At 62.0% G+C, this 24,780-nt stretch carries 23 protein-coding genes and 7 tRNA genes; 23 read left to right on the forward strand and 7 right to left on the reverse strand.

Translation table 11 applies throughout. The features are described from left to right. Positions 1 to 2: 2 nt before the first annotated feature. From BN1119_RS01270 to rsgA, 4 genes are read right to left on the reverse strand one after another with little or no spacing between them, the layout of a single operon-like run. Positions 3 to 254, reverse strand: a complete 252-nt coding sequence (locus BN1119_RS01270; protein WP_041992756.1) for a DUF2960 domain-containing protein — start codon at positions 252 to 254, stop codon at positions 3 to 5. After that, entirely contained in the window at positions 244 to 507 is a 264-nt protein-coding gene (locus BN1119_RS01275) for a VF530 family protein (protein WP_041992760.1), read from the reverse strand. Before BN1119_RS01275 ends, BN1119_RS01270 begins: the two co-directional genes overlap by 11 nt. Beyond that, a complete protein-coding gene (gene asd, locus BN1119_RS01280; RefSeq protein ID WP_041993790.1) occupies positions 504 to 1,376 on the reverse strand; it encodes an archaetidylserine decarboxylase in 873 nt (290 codons plus the stop codon). Before asd ends, BN1119_RS01275 begins: the two co-directional genes overlap by 4 nt. Positions 1,377 to 1,415: 39 nt before the next feature. Beyond that, entirely contained in the window at positions 1,416 to 2,450 is a 1,035-nt protein-coding gene (gene rsgA / locus BN1119_RS01285) for a small ribosomal subunit biogenesis GTPase RsgA (protein ID WP_041992763.1), read from the reverse strand. Positions 2,451 to 2,543: 93 nt separating this feature from the next. On the opposite strand from rsgA, the gene orn reads away from it, so the two are divergent. From orn to BN1119_RS01330, 9 genes are all read left to right on the forward strand, one after another. Then, a complete protein-coding gene (gene orn / locus BN1119_RS01290) occupies positions 2,544 to 3,089 on the forward strand; it encodes an oligoribonuclease (protein WP_041992765.1) in 546 nt (181 codons plus the stop codon). Positions 3,090 to 3,344: 255 nt separating this feature from the next. Next, positions 3,345 to 3,420 (forward strand) — tRNA-Gly (locus tag BN1119_RS01295). 56 nt (positions 3,421 to 3,476) lie between these two features. Beyond that, positions 3,477 to 3,552: transfer RNA gene (locus BN1119_RS01300), tRNA-Gly, on the forward strand. 42 nt (positions 3,553 to 3,594) lie between these two features. Continuing rightward, a tRNA-Gly gene (locus BN1119_RS01305) sits at positions 3,595 to 3,670 on the forward strand. Between the two features lie 145 nt (positions 3,671 to 3,815). After that, a tRNA-Gly gene (locus BN1119_RS01310) sits at positions 3,816 to 3,891 on the forward strand. Between the two features lie 47 nt (positions 3,892 to 3,938). Beyond that, a tRNA-Gly gene (locus BN1119_RS01315) sits at positions 3,939 to 4,014 on the forward strand. A 54-nt stretch (positions 4,015 to 4,068) separates the two neighbouring features. After that, positions 4,069 to 4,144, forward strand: a tRNA-Gly gene (locus BN1119_RS01320). Between the two features lie 46 nt (positions 4,145 to 4,190). Continuing rightward, positions 4,191 to 4,266 (forward strand) — tRNA-Gly (locus BN1119_RS01325). Between the two features lie 433 nt (positions 4,267 to 4,699). After that, positions 4,700 to 5,155: a hypothetical protein gene (locus BN1119_RS01330; protein ID WP_041992767.1), complete on the forward strand. Its 456-nt coding sequence runs from the start codon at positions 4,700 to 4,702 to the stop codon at positions 5,153 to 5,155. A gap of 51 nt (positions 5,156 to 5,206) precedes the next feature. On the opposite strand, the gene ppgK is transcribed toward BN1119_RS01330, so the two are convergent. Beyond that, positions 5,207 to 5,998 carry a polyphosphate--glucose phosphotransferase gene (gene ppgK, locus BN1119_RS01335; protein WP_041992769.1) on the reverse strand — a complete coding sequence of 264 codons (792 nt, stop codon included), beginning with the start codon at positions 5,996 to 5,998 and terminating at the stop codon, positions 5,207 to 5,209. An 83-nt stretch (positions 5,999 to 6,081) separates the two neighbouring features. Continuing rightward, positions 6,082 to 7,209, reverse strand: a complete 1,128-nt coding sequence (gene queG / locus BN1119_RS01340; protein WP_041992772.1) for a tRNA epoxyqueuosine(34) reductase QueG — start codon at positions 7,207 to 7,209, stop codon at positions 6,082 to 6,084. Between queG and BN1119_RS01345 the strand changes: the two genes are divergently transcribed. From BN1119_RS01345 to hflC, 9 genes are all read left to right on the forward strand, one after another. Continuing rightward, positions 7,208 to 8,815, forward strand: a complete 1,608-nt coding sequence (locus tag BN1119_RS01345) for an NAD(P)H-hydrate dehydratase (protein WP_084205240.1) — start codon at positions 7,208 to 7,210, stop codon at positions 8,813 to 8,815. The two genes, queG and BN1119_RS01345, sit on opposite strands and share 2 nt — an antisense overlap. Further along, a complete protein-coding gene (gene tsaE, locus BN1119_RS01350; protein ID WP_041992775.1) occupies positions 8,800 to 9,273 on the forward strand; it encodes a tRNA (adenosine(37)-N6)-threonylcarbamoyltransferase complex ATPase subunit type 1 TsaE in 474 nt (157 codons plus the stop codon). Before BN1119_RS01345 ends, tsaE begins: the two co-directional genes overlap by 16 nt. Then, positions 9,264 to 10,736: an N-acetylmuramoyl-L-alanine amidase gene (locus BN1119_RS01355; protein ID WP_041992779.1), complete on the forward strand. Its 1,473-nt coding sequence runs from the start codon at positions 9,264 to 9,266 to the stop codon at positions 10,734 to 10,736. Before tsaE ends, BN1119_RS01355 begins: the two co-directional genes overlap by 10 nt. A 99-nt stretch (positions 10,737 to 10,835) precedes the next feature. Further along, positions 10,836 to 12,740 (forward strand): DNA mismatch repair endonuclease MutL, encoded by a 1,905-nt coding sequence (gene mutL, locus BN1119_RS01360; RefSeq protein ID WP_041992783.1) that lies wholly within the window; start codon positions 10,836 to 10,838, stop codon positions 12,738 to 12,740. 105 nt (positions 12,741 to 12,845) lie between these two features. Next, positions 12,846 to 13,763 (forward strand): tRNA (adenosine(37)-N6)-dimethylallyltransferase MiaA, encoded by a 918-nt coding sequence (gene miaA / locus BN1119_RS01365; RefSeq protein ID WP_084205257.1) that lies wholly within the window; start codon positions 12,846 to 12,848, stop codon positions 13,761 to 13,763. 73 nt (positions 13,764 to 13,836) lie between these two features. Then, a complete protein-coding gene (hfq, locus tag BN1119_RS01370) occupies positions 13,837 to 14,103 on the forward strand; it encodes an RNA chaperone Hfq (RefSeq protein WP_041992785.1) in 267 nt (88 codons plus the stop codon). 60 nt (positions 14,104 to 14,163) lie between these two features. Beyond that, on the forward strand, positions 14,164 to 15,450 hold the full coding sequence (gene hflX, locus BN1119_RS01375; RefSeq protein WP_041992787.1) for a ribosome rescue GTPase HflX: 1,287 nt from the start codon (positions 14,164 to 14,166) through the stop codon (positions 15,448 to 15,450). Between the two features lie 82 nt (positions 15,451 to 15,532). Continuing rightward, positions 15,533 to 16,684: an FtsH protease activity modulator HflK gene (hflK, locus tag BN1119_RS01380; protein WP_041992790.1), complete on the forward strand. Its 1,152-nt coding sequence runs from the start codon at positions 15,533 to 15,535 to the stop codon at positions 16,682 to 16,684. A gap of 3 nt (positions 16,685 to 16,687) precedes the next feature. Continuing rightward, entirely contained in the window at positions 16,688 to 17,572 is an 885-nt protein-coding gene (gene hflC / locus BN1119_RS01385; RefSeq protein WP_041992793.1) for a protease modulator HflC, read from the forward strand. Between the two features lie 335 nt (positions 17,573 to 17,907). Here hflC and ispB read toward each other — a convergent pair whose 3' ends face one another. After that, a complete protein-coding gene (gene ispB, locus BN1119_RS01390) occupies positions 17,908 to 18,879 on the reverse strand; it encodes an octaprenyl diphosphate synthase (RefSeq protein WP_041992797.1) in 972 nt (323 codons plus the stop codon). Positions 18,880 to 19,121: 242 nt separating this feature from the next. Here ispB and rplU point away from each other — a divergent pair, with 242 nt between their 5' ends. The 5 genes from rplU to BN1119_RS01415 all read left to right on the forward strand — a co-directional run bounded on the left by rplU (position 19,122) and on the right by BN1119_RS01415 (position 24,778). Further along, entirely contained in the window at positions 19,122 to 19,433 is a 312-nt protein-coding gene (rplU, locus tag BN1119_RS19745; RefSeq protein WP_005304210.1) for a 50S ribosomal protein L21, read from the forward strand. A 19-nt stretch (positions 19,434 to 19,452) separates the two neighbouring features. Next, positions 19,453 to 19,710 (forward strand): 50S ribosomal protein L27, encoded by a 258-nt coding sequence (gene rpmA, locus BN1119_RS01400; protein WP_041992803.1) that lies wholly within the window; start codon positions 19,453 to 19,455, stop codon positions 19,708 to 19,710. A 186-nt stretch (positions 19,711 to 19,896) separates the two neighbouring features. After that, entirely contained in the window at positions 19,897 to 21,099 is a 1,203-nt protein-coding gene (cgtA, locus tag BN1119_RS01405; RefSeq protein WP_041992805.1) for an Obg family GTPase CgtA, read from the forward strand. Between the two features lie 395 nt (positions 21,100 to 21,494). Continuing rightward, entirely contained in the window at positions 21,495 to 22,865 is a 1,371-nt protein-coding gene (locus BN1119_RS01410) for a YjiH family protein (protein ID WP_041992807.1), read from the forward strand. Between the two features lie 236 nt (positions 22,866 to 23,101). After that, the gene (locus BN1119_RS01415) at positions 23,102 to 24,778 is read left to right on the forward strand and encodes an AMP-binding protein (RefSeq protein ID WP_041992810.1); all 1,677 of its coding nucleotides are present in this window, start codon (positions 23,102 to 23,104) and stop codon (positions 24,776 to 24,778) included. The last annotated feature ends 2 nt before the right edge of the window (positions 24,779 to 24,780 follow it).

The raw sequence follows: 24,780 nt of genomic DNA on the forward strand, positions 1-24,780 counted from the left end.
GCTTACTCCTTGGGGTCCCGCTCGATGAGGATGTTGGAGAAGCCCAGCTCCTTGAAGTAGTTCTCCCGGTAGTCCTTCACGCTCTTCTTGTCGCGGCGACACACCTGGGCCAGCTGCTCTTCCATGGCGTGAAAGCGGGTCAGATCGATCCCTTCGGCGGCGGCAACGGCATCATAGATGCTGTTGAACTTGTCGTTGGCGTAGCCAATCTCCTTGGTCTTCTTGCCGTAGGTGTAGGTGATCTTAAAGGCCATCTGGACCGTCCTTCTGTTTGGATTGCTTGCGCAGCACATAGAGGTAGAGGCTCTCCACCTTCTCCCTGGCCCAGGGGGTCTTGCGCAGGAACTTCAGGCTCGACTTGATGCTGGGATTATCGGTGAAGCAGCGGATATTGATCTCCTGCCCCAGCTTTTCCCAGCCGTAGTGGGCCACCAGGGCGGTGACGATGGCTTCCAGGGTCAGCCCGTGCAGCGGGTTGTTCTTCTGGGAGGCGGGTTGATCGCTCATGCCTGCGCCGCCAGGGTGGCAAAGGGCTGACCCATGCGGGTGGTGACGCCGTTGGCCAGATGGGGCTCGAAACCGGCCAGCATGCCCGGGCCAAACAGGCAGACCACGGTACTGCCCAGCTTGAACAGGCCCATCTCGGCGCCTTTTTGCAGGGTGATGGCCTCATCGCCGGTGTAGTCCCAGCGCACCACCTTCTTCTCTCTGGTCGGGGCTATGTTGCCGGCCCAGATGGTCTCGATGCTGGCGACTATGGTGGCGCCGACCAGCACCAGGGCCATGGGGCCGTGGGGGGTGCGGAAGGTGGCGACCACCCGTTCGTTGCGGGCAAACAGGTTGGGGACGTTCTCGGCGGTGAGCGGGTTGACGGAGAAGAGATCGCCGGGGACGAACACCATGCTCTCCAGCACGCCGTCCAGGGGCATGTGGATGCGGTGGTAATCCTTGGGCGCCAGATAGATGGTGGCAAAGTCGCCATCCTTGAACGGCGCCACCAGATCCTCATAGCCGCCCAGCAGTTCGCGGGCGCTGTAGTCGTGGCCCTTGGCCTGGATGATGCGGCCTTGACTGATGGGACCGAGCTGGCTGACGGTGCCATCCACCGGCAGGGCCAGGGTCATGGCGTCTTCCACCACAGGGCGGATGCCGGGCTTGAGCTCGCGGGTGAAGAAGGCGTTGAAGCTTGCATAGTGGGCGGGATCTTCGTGCAGCGCCTCGCTCATGTCGACGCCGTACTGCTTGATAAAGGCCTCGATCACCCGGGTGGTGAGCTTGCCGGACTCAGCCGCCGCCAGTTTGCCCACCAGACGGGAAAGGGCGTGCTTGGGCAGACAGTATTGGCCGGCAATTTTCAGGTTGTCAGTAATGCTCATGATCTTCATCTGCTCTTTTATAGCAAGAGGGGGTATGGGTCACAGCCGGGCTTGTTGCCGACCGTGGCGGGCTTCCTGCATGGTTTCCAGGATGCGGTGATAGTTGTGGAAGCGGTCGGCGCTGATCTCGCCCCGCTCTACCGCGCCGCGCAGGGCGCAGCCGGGATCGTCCTTGTGGGTGCAGTCGCGAAACTTGCAGCCCCCCAGGTAGTCGCGAAACTCCACGAAACACCAGGTGATGCGATCGGCTTCCAGGTGCCAGAGGGCGAACTCGCGGATCCCCGGGGAGTCGATGAGATCGCCGCCACTCGGGAAGTGATAGAGCCGCGCCGTGGTGGTGGTGTGGGTGCCCAGCCCCGAGTTTTCGGAGATCTCGCCTGTGAGCACGCCCAGCCCCGGCATCAGGGCGTTGGTGAGTGACGATTTGCCCACCCCGGACTGGCCGACGAAGATGCTGATCTTATCGGTCAGTGCCGCCTTGAGGGCGTCGATGCCTTCGCCGCTCTCGCAGCTCACCAGCAGCACCGGGTAGCCGAGCTTGCGGTAGGCGGCGAGCTGGCGCTCGACCTGTGCGCGCGCGGCATCGTCCAGCATGTCGACCTTGTTCAGCACGATGAGGGGGGCGATTTCCACATCTTCGGCGGCCACCAGGTAGCGGTCGACAATATTGGTGGAGAACTCGGGCATCACCGCCGAGACGATGACGATCTGGTCGATGTTGGCGGCGATGGGCTTGACCCCGTCGTAGAAGTCCGGCCGAGTCAGTACCGAGTGACGCGGATGCACCGCCTCTATGACCCCAGGGGTCGCCTCGTTCAGGCCGGGACGCCACACCACGCGATCGCCGCACACCAGGCTGCTAATGCTGCTGCGTCTCAGGTTGCTGCGGTGTATGGTGCCATCGCTGGCCTCGACGTCCGCATGCTGACCGAAACGGCTGATCACCATGCCTTCGATGGCCGGGCCGAACAGGGTGTCATCCACCTGATTGTTGTGCTCTTTTTGTAACCGCTTCTCGCGGTTGACCTGGACACGCCTTTGTTGACCCAGATTGAGTTTCGCTTTCTTTGCCACGGGGTTTGCCGGTTTATGAACAGATCCAAAGCCAGTATGATACATGCAAATTGGCAAAATTCCGCCATTCCTCCCGAGATAGAGAGAGCAATCATGACAGTCAGCGCGCAGAACCTGGTATGGATCGACATGGAGATGACGGGGCTGGACCCCGAACAGAACGTGGTTATCGAGATTGCCACCATCATCACCGACAAGGATCTGAACGTGCTGGCCGAGGGGCCTGTCATCGCGATTCACCAGAGCGACGAAGAGTTGGCCAAGATGGATGAGTGGAACGTCAACACCCACACCAAGAGCGGTCTGGTGGCCCGGGTCAAGGCGAGCCAGCATGACGAGGCCAGGGCCGTGGCCGAAACCCTTGCCTTCATTCGCCAGTGGGTGCCGGAGCGTACCAGCCCATTGTGTGGCAACAGCATCGGCCAGGATCGCCGTTTCATGGTCAAGCACATGGCACAGCTGGAAGCCTTCTTCCATTACCGCAACGTGGATGTCAGCACCATCAAGGAGCTGGTGCGCCGCTGGCAGCCGGAGTTGCTGGAGCAATTCAAGAAGAGCGGCTCCCACCAGGCGCTGGACGATATCCGCGAGTCCATCGCCGAGCTGCAGTTCTACCGCGCCCAGGTCTTCAAGATCTGAGTCGGCTCCCTCGGGCTCTCGGGCGCATGGTGAGTCGAGACGAGTCAGGCCGCTCGCTCTGACAGGCGGAAGAGGGGGAAATAAGGGGCACCCGGCACTATCGGTTGGGAAAATCGGCAGTTCGACCAGCTTTTAAGCGAACAGGCATTGCCAGACAAAAAAGCCCTTGCAATTGATCCCCCGGCTCTTATAATTCGGCTCCCGTGTGGTAGCGCAAGCAACCAAATGCCGCACGATTTTTTTATCGATGATGTTGCGGGAATAGCTCAGTTGGTAGAGCACGACCTTGCCAAGGTCGGGGTCGCGAGTTCGAGTCTCGTTTCCCGCTCCAATATCGATGAAGAAGCAAAGAGTTAGGCAGATGCATCGGTGTAACGCCGAGATGATGCGGGAATAGCTCAGTTGGTAGAGCACGACCTTGCCAAGGTCGGGGTCGCGAGTTCGAGTCTCGTTTCCCGCTCCAAGCATATGCCCTTCTTGATGTACCCAAGTCAGTACCCATGTTGCGGGAATAGCTCAGTTGGTAGAGCACGACCTTGCCAAGGTCGGGGTCGCGAGTTCGAGTCTCGTTTCCCGCTCCAATAGATTTTGCCGGAGTAGCCAGGCCGGTAGAGCATGAATCGTGCTTGCCAAGGCCGGAGTCGAGAGTCTGAATCTCGTTTCCCCGCGTCACTCCTGCGAAAGAATACCGTGTTTGCAGATGCATCGACCTCATGTCGAATCGATGCGGGAATAGCTCAGTTGGTAGAGCACGACCTTGCCAAGGTCGGGGTCGCGAGTTCGAGTCTCGTTTCCCGCTCCAAGCATCCGCAAAGACGTCAGCAGTACCTGTTTTTGGCACTATCCGTTGCGGGAATAGCTCAGTTGGTAGAGCACGACCTTGCCAAGGTCGGGGTCGCGAGTTCGAGTCTCGTTTCCCGCTCCACTCTTGCAAAAGAGAACCCTGTTTGCAGATGCATCGACCTCATGTCGAATCGATGCGGGAATAGCTCAGTTGGTAGAGCACGACCTTGCCAAGGTCGGGGTCGCGAGTTCGAGTCTCGTTTCCCGCTCCAAGCATCCGCAAGCCGTCAGTGATAGCTGTGATTAACACCCTTCGTTGCGGGAATAGCTCAGTTGGTAGAGCACGACCTTGCCAAGGTCGGGGTCGCGAGTTCGAGTCTCGTTTCCCGCTCCAATCTCTCTTCATCGTTTGTTTACCCAAGCCCAGAATTTCAATACGACCATCGTCAACTCGGTTGGTAGCGCACTGTCCGTGCTTGCCAAGGCCAGGGCCGCGAGTGCGAGTCTCGTTTTCCGCCTTCATCCCTCTTGCTGTCTGCCCCTCGGGCTGGTCATTTCTGCCCATCTCCCATCGTCTTCCTGTTTGAACCCTGCTCACCGCATCCCTGTGCGCACTCCCTGTGCACACCACTGCTGCAACCATCTCGCCGCCCGTTTCTCGAGCCGGGTCGTCGCCTCTGTGACAGGCATAAAATGTACCGTTTTGGTCCAGGATCCCCTTTGTTGTCGCTCCCCTTGATGCAACGCAAGGGATGGTTGGATCCTCGCAGGGGCGGTGCGCGGCGGCCCTATACTGGGGCAGAGTGAGGACAAGGGGAGCAGGAGCCATGAGCAGCAAGCAAATCAAGGATCTGTTGCGCTATCTCGGGGAGGTGCACCACAGGCTGGCGCTGGCCTATGGCCGCTTGAGTCGGGAAGTGGATGCCGAACGCAGTCGCATGTTGCTGATGTATCTGCGGGGGAGGGAAGATGCCGCCGCCGCCCACCTCGAGGAGTATGCCGAGCAGCTGGGGGAGGCCCAGGCCCTGACCTGGTTCGAGCTGGGCTTCGATGAGGAGCTGCTGCCCCTCATCACCGAGTTGACGCTGCCGGCCGGGGCGCAAGGGGATGAGATAGTGGCCCTGGCCTGCGATCTGGAGAGGAGGCTGGTGGCCGAGCTGGACAGGCTGGCACGGGAGTGCCCAACCGAGGCCACCGCCGCTCTGCTGCGCAACCTGAGCGGGCTGGAGCAGGCCCGCCTGACCCGCCTGGTCCATGGCGCCCATCGACTCGATGACCTCTAGGGCAGGGCGGGCCCGCCATGGCAGAGGACGGTTTGAGCCTGGCGCCTCGCCTCAGTGGGTCTGCTTGGGGGCACCGCCCCGCTTTTTCCTGGTCCCCTGCTGCAATCTGATCTGTTCGGCGCCGTAGAGTGCGGCCCCGATGATCCCAGCCTGATTGAGGCTGGCGGCGGCGATAAGGGGGGCTCGGGTCGCTATCTTGTCCACGAATCTGTCGAGCTTGGCGGCGCAGCCCCCACCCAGGATGAAGAGATCGGGGGAGAACAGAAACTCGAGCCGGGCCAGATACTGATTGAAGCGCTTGCCCCATTTTCCCCAGGAGAGATCCTCGCGCTTGCGCGCCGCATCGGAGCAGTAGCGTTCGGCAACCATGCCCTCCAGCATCAGGTGACCCAGCTCGGTGTTGGGCAGCAGATGCCCCTCCACGAACAGGGCCGTGCCTATGCCGGTACCGACCGTCACCAGGATGACGACGCCGCCATGGCTCTGCCCGGCGCCGAAACGCATCTCGGCAAGACCGGCGGCATCGGCGTCATTGAGCACGAAGCAGGGCAGGCCGGTCACCTCGCCAAACAGCCTGGCTGCATCCGTCTCTATCCAGCTCTTGTCGATGTTGGAGGCATTCTTGGCCACGCCATGATGTATGGTGGCGGGAAAGCCGCAGCCGATGGGGCCCTGCCACTGGAAGTGCTCGACCAGCTGCTTGAGGGCGTGGGCGATGGCCGCCGGGGTGGCGGGTTGCGGGGTCGGGATGCGGTGACGCTCGCCGATGAGCTCGCCGCTTTGCGTATCGACCAGGGCCCCCTTGATGCCCGAGCCTCCTATGTCCACACCCAATATCTGCATCTTTGTGATCCTTGTGATGATGGCGCCATCCAGGCGCGCTAAAGCATGGAAAATGTGCGCGAAAACAGCAAGGGGGCGGGCCTTCAAGCGTGATCCGGCAGACCCTTTTCGATGCAGCGGATAAGCAATCGGGTCTTGCGGTTCTCCCCCTGCTGGCGGGCAGCCAGGCTCGCCAATGCCCACTCTATGTGCTCGGCCACCATGGGCAGGGCTTCTGGCAGGGCTGAACGCAGGGCACCGAAGACCGCCTCGTCGGCCGGACCGTTGCCAAGGGCCACCGCCAGGTTGCGGCGCCAGCGCTGATAGCCGATGCGGCGGATGGGGCTGCCCTCTGTGTGCTTGAGAAACTCGGGCTCCGACCAGCCCCAGAGATCCAGCAGCTTGGGGCTGTGCAGGTTGGGACGCGGGCGAAAATCGGGCTCCGGGCTGGCATCGGCGTAGCGGTTCCAAGGGCAGATGAGCTGGCAGTCGTCGCAGCCATAGATGCGATTGCCGAGCAGGGGTCTGAGATCGATGGGGATGGGCTCGTCACTCTCTATGGTGAGGTAGGAGATGCAGCGTCGACCGTCCACCACATAGGGCGCGACTATGGCCCCCGTGGGGCAGATATTGATGCAGGCCACGCACTTGCCGCATTGCGCTTTCTCCACCGGCTGGTCCAGGGGGAGCGGCAGGCTGAGGAGCAGCTCGCCGAGGAAGAAGAAGGAGCCTGCGGACTCATTGATCAGGAGTGAGTGTTTGCCAACCCAGCCAAGCCCTGCCTTGGCGGCGAGAGGACGCTCCAGCACGGGGGCCGAATCGACGAAGGGGCGCCAGCCCAGGGCCTCGCAGCGGGCCTCGATGCGCTCGCCGAGCGCCTTGAGGCGGGCGCGCAGCAGCTTGTGATAGTCGCGGCCAAGGGCATAACGGCTGATGTAGCCCAGGCTGGGGTCGCGCAGGGTGGCGGCGAAGCCCGCTTCGAACGGGAGGTAGTTCATCCGCACCGACAGCACCCGCAGGGTGCCGGGCAGCAGTTCGTGGGGGCGGGCGCGCATCATGCCGTGGCGGGCCATGTAATCCATGGAGCCGTGATAGCCCGCATCGAGCCAGGCCTGCAATCTGGGCTCTTCCAGGCTCAGATCCGTGTCCGTGATGCCGGCCTGGTCAAATCCTAGCTCGCGTGCCCAGAGCTTGATATCGTGGGCCAGTTTGTCGAAATCGGGAGCCGTCATGATGCAGATCAACAGGAAAGGTGCGGGCAGTTTACCACAGCTTCGCACCGAACCGAGCCATCCTGGCGCGGCGCTGCCCGAGGCGCTGTGGCGAACCGATCAGATCCGCCGGGCCGAGGTCGAGCTGGCGGGCGCCGCGGGCATCAGCCTCCATGACCTGATGGAGCGAGCCGGGAGCGCGTTGTTTGACCATGCCAGACGATACTGGCCCGAGGCGCGCCACTGGTGGATCTTCACCGGCCCCGGCAACAATGGCGGCGATGGCTTCGTGCTGGCGCGCCTGGCTCTGGCCGCCGGTCTCTCGGTACGGGTCATCGCCGCCCGTGATCCCTCGGCTCTCAAGGGGGAGGCCCACAGCGCCGCCGCCTTTGCTGCGGCGGGTGGGGTAGTGGAGCGGTTCGCCGACGACCACAGGATCCCGGCCGGGACGAGCCCCGGGCCTGATCTGGTGATAGATGCCCTGCTTGGCAGCGGCACTCACAGGCCGCTCTCCCCGGCCATGACAGAGATTGTCGCAGCCATCAATGCCTTGCCCGCCCCAGTGCTGGCGGTGGATCTCCCCTCAGGCCTGGATGGCGATACGGGTCAGGTCCTGGGGGCCGTGGTGCAGGCGACCCGCACCCTCTGCCTGGTCGGCCTTAAGCAGGGGCTGCTGACGGGGCAGGGGCCCAGCTGGTGCGGCGAGCTGGACCTGCACCCCCTCGGCCTGGCGTTGGCGGATTGGCAGGCTCCTGCCGCCCGGCGCATCGATTACCCCGGCCTGGCGCCCCTGCTCACCCCCCGCCCCCGCAGCGCCCACAAGGGGCATCATGGTCGGGTGCTGCTGGTTGGGGGCAATCAGGGGATGGGGGGCGCCATACTGCTCGCGGCCATGGCCTGCCTGCGCTCGGGGGCCGGCCTGGTGCGGCTGTGCCAGCATCCGGCCAATCCCGCCGCCAGCCTGACTCAGCCAGAGCTGATGGGCCTGCCGGCGTCGGTACTCCTGTCTGCGGCCTCAGGTGAGGCATGCCATCCCCTGGCGCCCGCCTGGGAATCGGTGCGGGTACTGGGGCCGGGATTGGGGAGAGACGAGTGGGCGCGTCCCCTGTTCGAGGCGGCCTTGTGCCGGGATCTGCCTCTGGTATTGGATGCCGATGGGCTGAATTGGCTGGCGCAAGGGCCTCGCCATCAGGATAATTGGGTGCTCACGCCTCATCCCGCCGAGGCGGCGCGCCTGCTGGGGTGCAGCGTGGCCGAGGTGGAGGCCGATCGCTTCGCCGCTGTGGTGTCCCTGCAAGCACGCTACGGCGGCGTCGTGCTGCTCAAGGGGGCGGGAACCCTGATCGCGGACGGCCAGCAGATCTGGCTCTGCCACGAGGGCAACCCGGGCATGGCGGGGGGCGGCATGGGCGACCTGTTATCTGGTATAATCGCCGCCCTTTTGGCCCAGGGGCTGGGGGCGCGCGACGCGGCCTGCCTGGGGGCCGTCATTCATGGGGAAGCTGCCGATCTGGCGGCGGCAGAAGGGGAGAGAGGCATGCTGGCATCGGACCTGTTGCCATGGATCCGCCTTCTGGCCAACCCCGATACTCCTGACAGATTAAGAAGACGATGGCAAAACAGTTGATGATAAGGCTGCCGGACGAGGCAGCGACCGTAGCCCTGGGTGGCCAGTTGGCCCAGGTCAGCGAGCAGGCGACCACAGTGTTTCTGCACGGCACCCTGGGGGCGGGCAAGACCACCCTCACCCGTGGCTGGGTGCAGGGACTCGGCCATTCAGGCAAGGTAAAGAGTCCGACCTATACACTGGTCGAACCCTATGAACTGGGCGCCTGGCAGGTCTATCACTTTGATTTGTATCGGCTGGCTGATCCAGAGGAGCTGGAATTCATGGGGATCCGTGACTACTTCGGACCCCATACCCTCTGTCTGGTGGAGTGGTCACAGAAGGGAGAGGGCTGGCTGCCCGCCCCGGATCTCGAGATAACCCTGACCTATGTAGACATGCAGCGCGAGGCCCTGCTGGTGGCCCGCACTGCGATCGGCGAAGCCATTCTGGAACGGTTGCAACCCAAGTGCGTCTAATAATTTCCTTGTTGTTTACTCTGTTGGCCTTGCCCGTCTGGGCCAATCAGCTCAAGAGCGTGCGGATCTGGCCCTCTCCCGACAACACCCGGGTGGTGCTGGATCTCGCCAGCTCGCCCCAGTTCAACTACTTCACCCTGACGGGCCCGGACCGGCTGGTCATCGACCTCAAGGGGGCCAGCAATGGCACCAATCTGGCGCGGGTCGAGAACAAGAGCGAGCTGGTGCGAAAAATCCGCGAGAGCACCCCGGTGGACAAGGGGGGCCTGCGCCTGGTGCTGGATCTCAAGTCCGCCATCAAGCCGGTGGTGTTTCCTTTGGCACCAGCCGGCCCCTATGGCCACCGGCTGGTGATCGATCTCCCCTACGAGGAGAGCACCGCCAGGCACGCGGCGCCGCCGCCCGCAGCCCCAGGCAGCAAGGTGATCATCACCATCGATGCCGGCCATGGCGGCGAGGATCCGGGCTCCATAGGCCCACGGAAAACCTATGAGAAACGGGTGACCCTGGCGGTCTCCCAGAAGCTGGCCGCGCTCATCAACCGTGAGCCCGGGATGCAGGCGGTGATGACCCGCCGGGGCGACTACTTCGTCGACCTCAACAAGCGCTCGGAGATTGCCCGCAAATCCAAGGCGGATCTGCTGGTCTCCGTGCACGCGGACAGTTTCCACAACTCGCGTCCGCGGGGCGCCTCGGTCTGGGTGCTCTCCACCAACCGCGCCAATCGCGAGATGGGCAGCTGGCTGGAGAAGCAGGAGAAGCAGGGCGAGCTGCTCGGCGGCGTCGGCAAGGTGATCGCCGAATCGGATCCCAACCCCTATCTGGCGCGCACCTTCCTGGATCTCTCCATGGACAAGTCCCGTGCCGAGGGATATGACGTCAGCCGCCAGATCCTCAAGGAGATGGGACGGGTTGCCCGCCTGCACAAGTCGGCCCCCGAGCACGCCAGTCTGGCGGTGCTCAAGGCGCCGGACATCCCCTCTGTGCTGGTGGAGACGGGCTTCATCTCCAACCACGAAGAGGAGAAGCTGCTGGCCAGCACCGCCTATCAGAACAAGCTGGCCCAGGCCATCTTCCAGGGCATTCGCAACTACTACCGGGCGCATCCCACCAAGGGCCCCATCATGGCGGGCAAGGTGAGCAGCTCCCCGACCCGCACGGTGCAGCGCCCCGTCAGCCAGGTGGCACCGGCCAGCCAGTCGGCGCGCGCCGCCGCCCCCGTGGTGGGCGTGGCCAGTGCTTCCGGGGCCGGGATCATCAAGCCGGTGGCCAGCCTGCCCGGCAATGGTGCGCTGAGCACCATCGACAAGCAGCGCAGCATCCGGCACGTGGTGAAGCGCGGTGAGAGCCTGTCGCGCCTGGCCGAGCGCCACGGCATCCCCATGTCCCGACTGGCGAAATACAACAATCTGAAATCCAACGAGATCCAGATTGGTCAGGTGCTTTATATCCCCAGAGGATAAGGGATGACGAGCCGTATCTTGCCGCCGGCAAGGTGGCGGTATGGCTCCCCTTTCTGGAGGACACCCGCGCCCCCCAAGGTCAATCATCAGGAGTAAGCGATGCCGATCCGTATTTTACCTCCTATTCTTGCCAACCAGATTGCCGCAGGCGAGGTCGTGGAGCGCCCCTCCTCCGTGGTGAAGGAGCTGGTGGAGAACAGCCTGGATGCGGGGGCGAACCGGATCGAGATCGACATCGACAAGGGGGGCGCCAAGCTGATCCGCATCCGTGACAACGGCTGCGGCGTGGCGCAAGACGAACTGGTGCTGGCACTGTCGCGCCACGCCACGTCCAAGGTGGCGACCCTGGATGATCTGGAGGGCATCAACAGCCTGGGCTTTCGTGGCGAGGCGCTCGCCTCCATCAGCTCCGTCTCCCGGCTCACCTTCACTTCCCGCACCCAGGCGCAGTCAGAGGCCTGGCAGGCGCAGGCAGAGGGGAGGGAGATGGATGTCACCATCAAGCCGGCGGCCCATCCGGTCGGGACCACGGTCGAGGTGGTGGATCTCTTCTTCAACACCCCGGCGCGGCGCAAGTTCATGCGCAGCGAAAAGACCGAGTTTGCCCATATCGACGAGCTGGTGCGCCGCATCGCCCTGTCGCGCTTCGATGTCACCCTGCTGCTGCGCCACAACGACAAGCTGGTGCGCCAGTATCGTGCCGCCAGCACGATAGCGGAGCAGGAGCGCCGTCTCGCCGCCGTGTGTGGCAGCCCCTTCATGCATCATGCGCTGGCCATCGAGAGCGAGCACAGCGACGTGCGACTGCGGGGCTGGCTGGCGACCCCGGCCGGGGCCAGGCCCCAGAACGATCTGCAGTACACCTATGTCAACGGCCGCATGATGCGCGACAAGCTGATCAATCATGCCATCCGCCAGGCCTATGACGAGCTGCTGCCCGCCGGCAGCCACGCGGCCTATGTGCTCTACATAGAGCTGGATCCCCGCCAGGTGGATGTCAACGTCCATCCGGCCAAGCATGAGGTGCGTTTCCATCAGGCGCGGCTCATCCACGATTTCATCTACCAGGCGCTCTTTGCCGCCCTGCATCGGGCCAGGGAAGAGGCCCCCCTGGCCATGAGCGAGGTGACCCTGCCGGTGGCCGAGCCGCCCGAGTACCCTGGCCAGACTCCGCGCGCCGACTGGTACGGCGCCGAGCATGGCTATCGTGCCCCCGCCGCCGTGCGCGAGGAGGGGGCCGGTGAACGGGGGGGAGCCTCTGCCGGCGGGGGCGGCGCGGACAGGGCGGGGCAAGCGGCGCACGCGCACGGGGCCATCACGGGCCATGGCGTCGGTTTGGCCGAGGCCCCGAGCCGGGAGGCGCTGCGGGGCATGCAGGCCCTGCTCACCACGATGCCCAAATCCGGGGAGGTTGGCCCGGTCAGGGACGAGCCCCAGGGCGGGCAAGTGGCCCGGGCACTCTCTCTGGTCGAGGGGCGCTACCTGCTGCTGGAGCAAGGGGGGCGGCTAGCCCTGCTGCGGCTGGTGGCGGCGGAGCGCCGACTGCTGCGGCACTGGCTGCAAGATGGCTGGGGGCAGGGGCTCGCGGCCCAGCCCCTGCTGCTGCCCGTCTCCTTCAAGCTGGCCAAATCCCAGCAGCAGGTGGCCAACGAGCAGGAAATCTTGCTCAAACGGCTGGGACTGGAGTTGAAAAGCGGGGGGCGCGACACCATGATCCTGACTCGGGTGCCCGCCTTGCTGCGCCAGACCGACCTGGCCCGGCTGCTGCCCGAGTTGTTGCAGCTGGTGGACGGGCTCGGGGCGGCCGACGACCAGGAGCAGGCCCAGGTGCTCTGCCAGTGGCTGGTGGAGCAAGGGCTGGCCGCAGACAAACAATATGATTTTGCCAGTGCCAACCGCCTGCTGGGGGAGCTGGCCCATCTGCCCGGGGAGCCCTTCGCCGACAGGCGGCTGCTGCGCCCCCTGTCCCTGGCTGCCACCCTGGCCGAATTTGATGGCGAGTGAGAACGCGCCCGGTATCCCCACCCAAGGGCGGGGAGTGATGCCGGGGCCCGCCTGCCAAGACGACCCTGTATTTTGCTCTGTGAGAGGAAGCTGAACGTGAGCGAGTTGCCGAGCGCGATTTTTTTGATGGGGCCTACCGCCTCCGGCAAGACGGATCTCGCCATCGAACTGTGTCAGGCCTTGCCCTGCGACATCATCAGCGTGGATTCCGCCCTCATCTATCGCGGCATGGATATCGGCACCGCCAAGCCCAGCGCCGATGAGCTCAGGCTCGCCCCCCATCGCCTGATCGACATCCTGGATCCCGCCCTGAGCTATTCGGCGGCAGACTTTTGTCGCGACGCCTTGCGTGAAATGGCCGAGATAGCCGGTCGTGGCCGCATCCCGCTGCTGGTGGGCGGGACCATGCTCTATTTCAAGGCGCTGCTGGAGGGGCTCTCCCCCCTGCCGTCCGCCGATCCGGCCATCCGCGCCGAGATTGAGGCCGAGGCCCAGCGTATCGGCTGGCAGGCGCTGCACGACGAACTGGTGCGCATCGACCCCGTGGCCGGTGCCCGCATCCACCCCAATGATCCCCAGCGCCTGAGCAGGGCACTCGAGGTCTATCGCATCAGCGGCAAGACCCTCACCGATCTGACCCGGGTGCAGGGGGAGGGGCTGCCTTATCGGGTGCATCAGTTTGCCATCGCCCCTGCCGATCGGAGCCTGCTTCATGAGCGCATCGAGCGGCGCTTCGATCTCATGCTGGCACAGGGGTTCGAAGAGGAGGTCAGGGCCTTGCGCGCCCGGGGCGATCTCACCCCCGACCTACCCTCTATCCGCTGCGTTGGCTACCGCCAAATGTGGGACTACCTGGCCGGGGAACTGGAGTATGATGAGATGCGTTATCGTGGCATCGTTGCCACTCGTCAGCTTGCTAAACGGCAGATGACCTGGTTGCGGGGCTGGCCTGATGTCACCTGGTTGGGATCTGGTGAGTCTGACAACCTCGCCAGGGTCGTCGCCAGCGCTGGTGCGGCTTGACACTCCCTGTATAATCAGGTTGTTATAGTGATATCCGGTGTTTAAAAACTACAAACTATAAGGAAAAAAGAAGATGGCTAAGGGGCAATCTCTCCAAGACCCGTTTTTGAATGCGCTGCGCCGTGAGCGGATTCCTGTTTCTATCTATTTGGTGAACGGCATCAAGTTGCAGGGTCAGATCGAATCGTTTGACCAGTTTGTCATCTTGCTGAAGAACACGGTGAGCCAGATGGTTTACAAGCACGCCATCTCTACCGTGGTGCCGGCCCGTGCCGTCAATCATCACCAGCATGTCGCCACCGGCCAGGGTGATGAGCAGTCCGGTGACAGCGAGGCGTGAGCCGACGCGGCGAGCCCGCTCGCCATACAGATCCCATGAATTCCGTTAAGGAGTCAGCGCTTGTTTGACCGTTATGAAGCAGGCGAACAGGCCGTATTGGTGCATGTCAACTTCAGCGATGAGGGTGAACGTGAGGATCTCGAAGAGCTCAAGATGTTGGTGAGCTCAGCCGGGGTCAACACGCTGGGGGTGGTGACTACCAGCCGCAGTGCGCCAAGTGCCAAGTTTTTTGTCGGCAGCGGCAAGGCGGAAGAGATCGCAGCCGAGGTGCAGTCCCTGGATGCGGACGTGGTCATCTTCAATCATGCCCTGACCCCGGCCCAGGAGCGTAACCTGGAGCGGCTGTTCCAGTGCCGGGTGGTCGACAGAACCGGCCTCATTCTCGATATCTTCGCCCAGCGCGCCCGCACCCATGAAGGTAAACTTCAGGTCGAACTTGCCCAGTTACGCCATCTCTCTACCCGGCTGGTTCGCGGTTGGACCCACCTGGAGCGTCAGAAAGGCGGTATCGGCCTGCGCGGACCAGGTGAAACCCAGCTCGAAACAGACCGTCGTCTGCTGCGTGAACGCATCAAGGCCATCTTGCGCCGGCTCGACAAGGTGGCCAGGCAGCGGGAGCAGGGGCGCCGCGCCCGCAATCGCAACGAAGTGCCGACCGTTTCCCTGGTGGGTTATACCAACGCCGGAAAATCCACTTTGTTCAACGAACTTACAGCTGCCAGCGTGTATGCTGCCGATCAATTGTTCGCGACCCTGGACCCGACCCTGCGTAAAGTGGAGATCCGGGACGTGGGGGATGTGATTCTGGCGGACACGGTTGGATTTATCCGACACCTGCCCCATGATCTGGTGGCGGCCTTCAAGGCGACGCTGCAGGAGACCCGGGAGGCCGACCTCTTGCTGCACGTGGTCGACTGTGCCGACGAGCAGATGCAGGACAATATCGACGCCGTACAACGGGTACTGGCCGAGATTGAATCCGATGATCGCCCCCAGCTGATGGTCTGCAACAAGATCGACAAGCTGAGCGATCGCCCGGCCTTGCTGGAGCGCGACGATGAGGGGCGCCCTGTCCGGGTCTGGCTCTCGGCCCAGACCGGGGAGGGGCGTGAGCTGCTGTTCCAGGCCCTGACCGAGCTGCTGGCGGGGACCATGGTACACCACAGGTTGCAGTTGCCGCCTTCGGCCGCCCGGTTGCGCAGTACCCTCTATCGCCTCAAGGGGATAGAGCAGGAAGGTTTTAGCGAGGAGGGGGATTTTGTGCTGGAAGTCCGCTTGCAAGTGGCCGACTGGAACCGCCTCGTGAAGCAAGAAGGTGAAGTTTTACAACGCTTTATCATGCATTGAACCGCCATCTGGGCGATTAGGCCCGGCGGCATGATGCCGATAGAGATGACATCCATTCGCACGTATTTAAATGGAGACGCTGATGGCTTGGAATGAGCCTGGAAACAACGGCAAAGACCGTGACCCCTGGGGGAATAACGGCAAAACTCAGGGCCCCCCTGATCTGGACGAGATGCTGCGCAAGTTGAGCCGCCGTTTTGGTGGCCTGTTTGGCGGCAGTGGCAAATCCGGTGGTGAGATGGGCAAGTTCGGCATCTCCATCGCCGTGCTGATCGCCGTGGTGGTGTGGGTCGTCAGCGGCTTCTATACCATTCGCGAAGCGGAGCGCGGCGTCGTGCTGCGCTTTGGCCAGTACTCTCACAACGTGGATCCCGGCCTGCGCTGGAAGCCGACCTTCATCGACCGGGTGATCCCGGTGGACGTCGAGTCCGTGCGTTCCCTGCCGGCCTCCGGTTTCATGCTGACCCAGGACGAGAACGTGGTCCGGGTCGAGATGGACGTGCAGTATCGCATCGTGGATCCCCAGGCCTACCTGTTTAGCGTGACCAACGCGGACGAGAGCCTGAGCCAGGCCACCGACAGTGCCCTGCGTTATGTGGTGGGTCACACCCGGATGGATGACGTCCTGACCACGGGTCGGGAAAAGGTCCGCCAGGAGACCTGGCAGGTGATCGACGGCATCATTGATCAATATCAGATGGGGCTTCAGATCGTCGACGTCAACTTCCTGCCTGCCCGTCCGCCGGAAGAGGTGAAAGACGCCTTCGATGACGCCATCTCAGCCCAGGAAGATGAACAGCGCTTCATCCGTGAAGCGGAAGCTTATGCCCGTGAGGTGGAGCCCAAGGCCCGTGGCCAGGTCAAGCGCCTGGAACAGGAAGCCGAGGGTTACAAGTCCCAGATCGTGCTCAAGGCCAAGGGGGAAGTGGCTCGCTTCAACGAGCTGTTGCCCCAGTATCAGGCTGCCCCCGAGTTGACTCGTGAGCGTATCTACCTGGAAACCATGGAAGAGCTGTATCAGCAGACCAACAAGGTGGTGGTGGACATGCCGGCTGGCAACAACAGCATGATCTACCTGCCGCTCGACAAGCTCTCCGGCAAGGCGAATGCGGTGCAAGCTGCGCGTCCTGCAGGCAGCGCTGTGGTTGAATCGACCCCGGTGTCCAACGAGGGAGCCAACTCCACCCCGACTCCGCTGCGTAGCGGCGACCGTTTCAGCTCAGGGAGAAACTAATAGATGAAAAAACTAGCTATTGGTGTCATCGCTGTGGCCGCCATGGTCTGCTTCTCCTCCGTCTTCATCGTCGATGAAGGGCAGAAGGGCATAGTCGTGCAGTTTGGCAAGGTGAAGCGGGTTGAATCCGGCGAGCCACGGCTCTATGAGCCTGGACTGCACTTCAAGGTGCCGCTCATCGATCAGGTGCGCAAGATGGATGCCCGTATCCAGACCCTGGAAGGCCAGGCGGATCGCTTCGTGACCTCCGAGAAGAAAGACCTCATCATCGACTCCTATGTGAAGTGGAAGATAGAGGACTTCTCCAAGTACTACCTGGCCACAGGTGGTGGCAACAAGATCCAGGCCGAAGACCTGCTCAAGCGCAAGATCAACAACGGTCTGCGTTCCGAGATAGGTAACCGCACCATCAAGGACATCGTCTCCGGTGAGCGCAGTACCGTGATGGAAGATGCCCTGATGAAGATGGCGCGCTCCTCCGAGCTCGGCATCAAGGTGGTGGATGTGCGGATCAAGCAGATCAACCTGCCGGTGGAAGTGTCCAACTCCATCTATCAGCGGATGCGTGCCGAGCGGACTGCGGTTGCCCGTGAGCACCGCTCCCAGGGTCGCGAGCAGGCCGAAATCCTGCGGGCCGACATCGACCGCAAGGTGACCGTCATGATCGCCGACGCCGAGAGTAATGCGCGTCAGTTGCGTGGTGAAGGGGATGCCGAAGCCGCCAGGATCTATGCCGACAGCTACAAGAAGGACCCCGAGTTCTTCAGCTTCGTGCGCAGCATGGAGGCCTATCGCAAGAGCTTCGCCGGTGGCAACGACCTGATGGTGCTCAAGCCGGACAGCGAGTTCTTCCGCTACCTCAAGTCGCCGCAAGGCAGCCAGCCGTAAGCGCAGACGGTGCAGATGCAAGAGGGCCCTCAAGGGGCCCTCTTTCTATTTCTGCCGGCTCAAAGCCCGGTGTGGCGAGGGGGCGGCATGGAGTGTGAGCGGCGCCGTCTCCCAAACCATGAAAGAGCGCTCTCCAGGGGATCTCATTCTATTCTTGCTGGTTCAGAGCCTCGCCGACAGGAGGCTCCCGGCCTTGTGGTCAAGGGCGCGGGGAGCGAGGCGGTTTTCTATCAGGGAGTAAGGAGGCCTTCTCCCAAATCGTGGGAGAGGGCCATGACGGCCCATGAAAAAGAGGCCGCAGCGGGCCTCTTTGTGCTGATATTGGAAAGGAAGGTTCAGGTGCTGCGTTGAACCGCCATCTGGGCCAGCTGGATCAGGGCCTGGCGGTGTTGGGTGTCCGGCAGGACCATGAGGGCGGCGATGGCCTTGTCGGCCTCTTCCCGGGCACGCTGACGGGAGTATTCCAGGGCGCCAGTGTCGTCGAGGATGGCGAGGATTTCGTCAAGGTGCGCCATGCCGTTGCGGTGTTCGATGGCATCACGAATGCGCTGGCGCTGAGCCGGGCTGCCCATCTCCATGGCGCGCAGCAGGGGCAGGGTGGGCTTGCCCTCGGCCAGGTCATCGCCGACGTTCTTGCCCATCTCGTCGCTCTGGGAGCAGTAATCCATCACATCATCGATGATCTGGAACGCCGTACCCAGGTACTTGCCGTAATCTGTCATCGCCTGCTCGATGGGTTCGGGCTGTTGGGTCAGCACGGCGGCGAGCCGGGTGGCGGCTTCGAACAGCTTGGCGGTCTTGCAGTAGATGACCGTCATGTAGCTCTGTTCCGTGGTGTCCGGATCGTTGCAATTCATCAGCTGCATCACCTCGCCTTCGGCGATGGTGTTGGTGGCATCGGACAGTATCTCCATTACCCGCAGGTCGGCGAGCTCCGCCATCATCTGGAAGGAGCGGCTGTAGAGATAATCCCCCACCAGGACGCTGGCGGCATTGCCAAACATGGCGTTGGCGGTTTCCCGGCCGCGGCGCAGGTCGGATTCATCGACCACGTCGTCGTGCAGCAGGGTCGAGGTATGGATGAATTCGATGATGGCGGCGAGTTTGAGGTGATCTTGTCCCTCGTAACCCAGCGCCCTGGCGGCCATGACGGTCAGCATGGGGCGCATCCGCTTGCCGCCGGCACTGACAATGTAGAAACCCAGCTGATTGATCAGGCTGACATCGGACTGGAGCCGGGCCAGGATCAGCTCATTGACCGCCGTCATGTCGGCGGCACAGAGCGCTCGAATAGTCTGTTGGTCCATAAGTCTCGTAACGTGACGGGCAGCAATGTCTGCAGTTTTAGTAATGGCGGGGATTCTACACGATTTCACAATGGGTTACAGTTAAGCGTTTATTCACGGTCGGGCATATGCGCACAAAATAAACTTTTTGCTAAATTGGTCTTGCCTGAATAGACCGATATGCGTAGAATGCCGGCCCATTGTTATAGTTTTTGTGCGGGTCTGGCCTTGAGCAAAAGACTCGCCTTTACGGAGTTAATCAAATGTACGCGGTATTCCAAAGCGGCGGAAAACAACACCGTGTGGCCGAAGGTCAAATCGTTCGTCTGGAAAAGCTGAACGTTGAGACTGGCGCTACCATCGACTTCAACGAAGTGCTGATGGTTGCAGCAGGCGACACTTTTAAAGTAGGTGCTCCTTTCGTTGAAGGTGGCAAGGTTGTAGCTGAAGTTGTGGCTCACGGCCGTGGCGAGAAAGTGACTATCGTCAAGTTCCGTCGTCGTAAGCACCATCGCAAGCAAGCGGGCCACCGTCAGTGGTTCACTGAAGTCAAAATCACTGGCATCAGCGCTTAATTCGAGAGGAATCTGAAAAATGGCACATAAAAAAGCTGGCGGTTCATCCCGTAACGGTCGCGACTCAGAAGCCAAACGTCTCGGCGTGAAGCGCTTCGGCGGCGAAACTGTACTGGCTGGCAGCATCATCGTTCGTCAGCGTGGTACCAAGTTCCACGCCGGTGAGAACGCTGGCGTGGGCAAGGACCACACCATCTTCGCAACCGCGAATGGCAAGGTGAAGTTCGAAGTTAAAGGTCCGCAGAATCGTAAATACATCAGCATCGTTGCTGAGTAATTACGGACCGCAAGGATCCGAGGCCCCGCCAGTATGGCGGGGCTTTTGTTTTTATACAGCATTTGCACGAAAAAACGGGACGCCGATGGTCTGCCGCAGGCGCCATCATCCAGATGCGTATCGCCCGCAGGGGCCTGTACCACTATAATTGCGTATCGGTTTTTCGAATTAAGGTGACGGTTACCTATGAAGTTTGTTGATGAAGTCCAGATTCGAGTCGATGCCGGTGACGGTGGTAACGGTTGTGTGAGTTTTCGCCGTGAGAAGTACATCCCCAACGGTGGCCCGGATGGTGGCGATGGTGGCGACGGTGGCGACGTTTACCTGATCGCCGACGAGAACCTGAACACCCTGATCGACTACCGTTTCGAGCGTTTTCATGCCGCCGAGCGTGGCGAGAACGGCCAGAGTGCGAACTGTACCGGTCGCCGCGGCAAGGATCTCACCCTGAAGGTGCCGGTCGGTACCCGTGCCAGCGATGAGGATACGGGTGAGCTGCTCGGCGATCTGACCCATCATGGCCAGAAGCTGCTGGTCGCCAAGGGCGGTTTCCACGGCCTTGGCAACACCCGTTTCAAGAGCTCGGTCAACCGGGCGCCGCGCCAGAAGAGCAACGGCACTCCTGGCGAGGTGCGCAGCCTCAAAATGGAACTGCTGCTGCTGGCTGACGTCGGCATGCTGGGGCTGCCCAATGCGGGCAAGTCCACCTTCATTCGCGCCGTTTCCGCCGCCCGTCCGAAAGTGGCCGACTACCCCTTCACTACCCTGGTACCGAACCTGGGGGTAGTGCGCGGGGAGAACTCCCGCTCCTTCGTGATCGCCGATATCCCGGGTCTTATCGAGGGCGCCGCCGAGGGGGCAGGCCTCGGGATCCGCTTCCTCAAGCACCTCGAGCGTTGCCGCGTGCTGATCCATCTGGTGGATATCTGCCCGGTGGATGGTTCCGATCCGGCCGAAAATGCCCTCACCATAGTCCGTGAGCTGGAGAAGTACAGCCCTGAGCTGGCGAACAAGCCGCGCTGGCTGGTGTTCAACAAGATGGACCTGATCCTGGAAGAGGAAGCGGTGGAGGTGATGGATCGTGTCAAGGCGGCCCTGAACCATGAAGGTCCTGTCTACGCCATCACGGCCATTAGCAAGGAAGGCACCAAGAAGCTGTGCTACGACATCCTGGATCTGCTGGACACCATGCCTCGTCAGCTGGAGCAGGATGCCAAAGACGCCATCGAGAAGGTGGAGTTCAAGTGGGATGACTACCACAAGAACCAGCTGGCCCAGGCCGAAGCGGACGCAGCGGCGGCCTCCCGTGCCTTCGATGAATCCCTTGGCGACGATGACTGGGATGAAGACGATGATGACGGGGTAGAGGTCATTTACGTCCGCGATTGATAGTCGCCTTTCGTGTCATCGCATGAATACCGGAGTCCGGCAACGGACTCCGGTTTTTTTTATCGAGGTGTCCAGGGATAGCGATGGACTCGAAGCGCGCCAATTGTGGGATTTGTGATGCCAGTTCTTGCCTGGCATCTTCAGCTGGTTATACTGCGCACCTGAACGCAACCTGACTGAAACAATATGCTAACACTTTGGTGTGAATCAATATGCATATCTGTTTGGGTATGTTCTGATGGACGCTTCGTCTGTGAAAATACTTATGCTGAAAATAATGCATTAAAAGCTTGTTTGTGCGTTTTTTTGGAGTATTCTTTCGCCCGTTTTGCTGGGCGGGGCATGAGTATGCAGGCGACCTGGCTAAGGAAAAGTAACATTAAGGCTGTAATACCATGCTGGAAAAGACTCTCGATGCCCCCACGGTGAATACCCGCCGTAACTTGCTGATGTTCTTGGTCCCGTCACTCATCGGGATCCTGCTGTTCATGACCCCGGTGCTCTACGACGGCAATATCACCATACCTGTGGCCGTGCTGGCCAAGACGGTGCAGGCCGTGTTCGCCGACTCTCTGGTGGCCGTGGTGAGTGGTCTCATCACCACCACCATGTTGCTGACCCTGGTCGCCTGGTTGTTCAAGCCCGCCATCCTGGTGCGTCGTCCCTTCCTCAATGCCCTGTTCAATGTCTCCCCCTTCTGGGCCTGCGTACGGGTGCTGGGTGGTATCTTTGCCCTGCTGGTCTTCTTCGGCGTCGGGCCCGAGGCGCTGCGATCCGATGCCACCGGGGGACTGGTGCTGCACGATCTGCTGCCCGTGCTGTTCTCCGTGTTCATCTTCGCCGGTCTCCTGCTGCCCCTGCTGCTGGATTTCGGACTGCTTGAGTTCATCGGCACCCTGATGACCCGCATCATGCGCCCCGTGTTCCGTCTGCCCGGCCGCTCGGCAGTGGACTGCTTCGCCTCCTGGCTCGGCGATGGCAGTGTCGGCATCCTGCTGACCAGCAAGCAGTACGAAGGCAAGTTCTACACCCAGCGGGAAGCCGCCGTCATCGGCACCACCTTCTCCGCCGTCTCCATCACCTTCTGTCTGGTGGTGATCTCCCAGGTCAAACTGGAGCACATGTTTGTACCCTTCTATCTGACGGTCTGCCTGGCTGGCGTGGTGGCGGCCATCGTAGTGCCGCGCCTGCCGCCGCTTTCCTGGAAGAAGGATGTCTACAGTGACGGCACCCCGCTGTGTCGCAAGCAGGAGGCGGTGCCCCACGAGCATAGCCTGGTGAGTTATGGCTTCGAGCGTGCCCTCAAGAAGGCCGACAGCGTCAACGATCTGGGGGCCGTGGCCCGGGAAGGGGTGAAGAATGCCCTGGATATGGTGTTTGGGGTCTTGCCCGTGGTGATGGCGATCGGAACCTGCGCCCTGCTGCTGGCCGAGCACACTCCCATCTTCAACTGGCTGGGGGCTCCTTTCATCCCATTGCTCGAGCTGCTGCAACTGCCGGAAGCGGAAGCCGCATCCAAGACCATAGTGGTGGGATTTGCCGACATGTTCATCCCGGCGATCCTGGCCTCCAGCATAGAGAGCGAGATGACCCGCTTCGTCATCGCCGCCATGTCGGTGACCCAGCTCATCTATATGTCTGAAGTGGGTGCCCTGCTGCTGGGCAGCAAGATCCCGGTCAAGCTGTGGGAGCTGTTCGTGGTGTTCCTGCTGCGTACCCTGGTGACCCTGCCAGTGATAGCCGGGGTAGCGCACCTGCTGTTCTAAGCATTTGTCACTAGATTTTGTCAGAAAAACGGTCAACCCCAGGGTTGGCCGTTTTTTATGGCACTTTTCCACTTTGTGATCGGATCCTCCTTTTGTGGATCTCCGGGCTGCCGATGGCCTGCTTAGACCAAAGTGGGCGTTGAATTTCCATGTTTTTACACTAACGTAACATTCGACCGCGAGACGTCGCCAGCCGAGCCTTAGGCCACTCGTTCCCCTCATGGCAAGGAGCCCTCATGTCCGCACCACTCAGCTATCGCGCCGGCCCGACCGACGCCCCCCTGCTCGAACAGACCATAGGTGAATACCTGCACACCATGGCGCGCCGCTTCCCGGAGCGACCCGCCGTGGTGGTGCGTCACCAGCAGATCCGCTGGAACTGGCAGGAGTACGTCCGCGAGATAGACAGGCTGGCCAGAGGCCTGCTGGCCATCGGGCTCCGCCCCGGCGATCGGGTCGGCATCTGGTCTCCCAACAACATAGAGTGGTGCCTGGTGCAATTTGCCACCGCCCGTATCGGCGCCATCATGGTCTGCATCAATCCCGCCTATCGCCAGGAAGAGCTGGCATTTGCCATCAACAATGTCGGCTGCCGTGCCCTCATCTGTGCGAGCCGGTTCAAGGGCAGCGACTACCTCGCCATGCTGGCTGCGCTGGCCCCCGAGCTGGCCAGTGCCGAGCCGGGAGCGCTCAAGGCGGCCGCCTTGCCGACCCTGTCCTGGGTGGTGCGGCTGGGAGAGGACAAAAGCCCTGGCATGCTCAATTTCGGCGACCTGCAGACCCTGGGGGATGAAGCGGACCTTGACCATCTGACGCGGGTGGCCGCCGGACTCAGGGCCTCGGATCCCATCAATATCCAGTTCACCTCGGGCACCACGGGCAGCCCCAAGGGGGCCACGTTGAGCCACCACAACATTCTCAACAACGGCATGCTGGTCGCCGCCGGCATGGGACTGACGGAGCAGGACAGGCTCTGCATCCCTGTTCCCCTCTATCACTGCTTTGGCATGGTGCTCGGCAATCTGGTCTGTCTGAGCGTGGGGGCCTGTGCCTTGTTTCCGGCCGAATCCTTCGACCCCGCGACCACCTTGCAGATGGTGGAGGAAGAGCGCTGCACTGCCCTGCACGGGGTGCCGACCATGTTTATCGCCGAGTTGGAGCTGCCGCACTTTGCCGAGTTCGATCTGGGCTCGCTGCGCACCGGCATCATGGCGGGAGCCATCTGCCCGGAGCCACTGATGCTGCGGGTGCAGACCCTGATGCACATGAGGGAGGTGACCATCGCCTATGGCCAGACCGAGTGCAGCCCCATCAACCATATGACGGCGGTGGATTGCCCCCTCGACAAGCGGGTCACCAAGGTGGGCCGGGCCATAGGTCATACCGAGATCAAGCTGGTCAGCCCGGGTGGTGAGACGGTTGCCATCGGCGAGAAGGGGGAGATCTGCTGCCGGGGTTACGGCGTCATGAGCGGCTACTGGCAGGACGCGGCCAAGACGGCCGAGACCATAGACGCCGAGGGATGGCTGCATTCGGGCGACATAGGGGTGATGGACGAGGAGGGGTATGTGCAGATCGTCGGTCGCAGCAAGGAGCTGATCATCCGCGGCGGCGAGAATATCTACCCGCGAGAGGTGGAGGAGCGGCTCTACGACCACCCGGCAGTGCAGGATGCCGCCGTGTTCGGCATCGACAGCGATCGCTACGGGGAGGAGGTGTGTGCCTGGATCAAGCTCAGGCCCGGCTGCGATGCCGATGAAGAGGCCATCAAGCACTTCCTGTCGGCGCGGATCGCCTACTTCAAGGTGCCCCGTTACATCCGCTTCGTGGAGGAGTACCCCATGACGGTGACCGGCAAGCTGCAGAAATTTCGCATGAAGGAGCTGATGAGCGCCGAGCTGGGCGGGCACTAGCC

This window comes from Aeromonas bivalvium (genome assembly GCF_000819765.1).
GTDB classification, from domain to species: Bacteria; Pseudomonadota; Gammaproteobacteria; order Enterobacterales; family Aeromonadaceae; genus Aeromonas; species Aeromonas bivalvium.

Bases quoted from the DNA above. Each gene is read 5' to 3' on its own strand.
- rpmA (WP_041992803.1), top strand. From the start codon at position 19,453: ATGGCACATAAAAAAGCTGGCGGTTCATCCCGTAACGGTCGCGACTCA.
- tsaE (WP_041992775.1), top strand. From the start codon at position 8,800: ATGGCAAAACAGTTGATGATAAGGCTGCCGGACGAGGCAGCGACCGTA.
- orn (WP_041992765.1), top strand. From the start codon at position 2,544: ATGACAGTCAGCGCGCAGAACCTGGTATGGATCGACATGGAGATGACG.
- rplU (WP_005304210.1), top strand. From the start codon at position 19,122: ATGTACGCGGTATTCCAAAGCGGCGGAAAACAACACCGTGTGGCCGAA.
- hfq (WP_041992785.1), top strand. From the start codon at position 13,837: ATGGCTAAGGGGCAATCTCTCCAAGACCCGTTTTTGAATGCGCTGCGC.
- mutL (WP_041992783.1), top strand. From the start codon at position 10,836: ATGCCGATCCGTATTTTACCTCCTATTCTTGCCAACCAGATTGCCGCA.
- cgtA (WP_041992805.1), top strand. From the start codon at position 19,897: ATGAAGTTTGTTGATGAAGTCCAGATTCGAGTCGATGCCGGTGACGGT.
- BN1119_RS01410 (WP_041992807.1), top strand. From the start codon at position 21,495: ATGCTGGAAAAGACTCTCGATGCCCCCACGGTGAATACCCGCCGTAAC.
- queG (WP_041992772.1), bottom strand. From the start codon at position 7,209: ATGACGGCTCCCGATTTCGACAAACTGGCCCACGATATCAAGCTCTGG.
- BN1119_RS01270 (WP_041992756.1), bottom strand. From the start codon at position 254: ATGGCCTTTAAGATCACCTACACCTACGGCAAGAAGACCAAGGAGATT.
- hflK (WP_041992790.1), top strand. From the start codon at position 15,533: ATGGCTTGGAATGAGCCTGGAAACAACGGCAAAGACCGTGACCCCTGG.
- BN1119_RS01330 (WP_041992767.1), top strand. From the start codon at position 4,700: ATGAGCAGCAAGCAAATCAAGGATCTGTTGCGCTATCTCGGGGAGGTG.
- BN1119_RS01275 (WP_041992760.1), bottom strand. From the start codon at position 507: ATGAGCGATCAACCCGCCTCCCAGAAGAACAACCCGCTGCACGGGCTG.
- ppgK (WP_041992769.1), bottom strand. From the start codon at position 5,998: ATGCAGATATTGGGTGTGGACATAGGAGGCTCGGGCATCAAGGGGGCC.
- BN1119_RS01345 (WP_084205240.1), top strand. From the start codon at position 7,208: ATGATGCAGATCAACAGGAAAGGTGCGGGCAGTTTACCACAGCTTCGC.
- ispB (WP_041992797.1), bottom strand. From the start codon at position 18,879: ATGGACCAACAGACTATTCGAGCGCTCTGTGCCGCCGACATGACGGCG.
- asd (WP_041993790.1), bottom strand. From the start codon at position 1,376: ATGAGCATTACTGACAACCTGAAAATTGCCGGCCAATACTGTCTGCCC.
- hflC (WP_041992793.1), top strand. From the start codon at position 16,688: ATGAAAAAACTAGCTATTGGTGTCATCGCTGTGGCCGCCATGGTCTGC.
- BN1119_RS01415 (WP_041992810.1), top strand. From the start codon at position 23,102: ATGTCCGCACCACTCAGCTATCGCGCCGGCCCGACCGACGCCCCCCTG.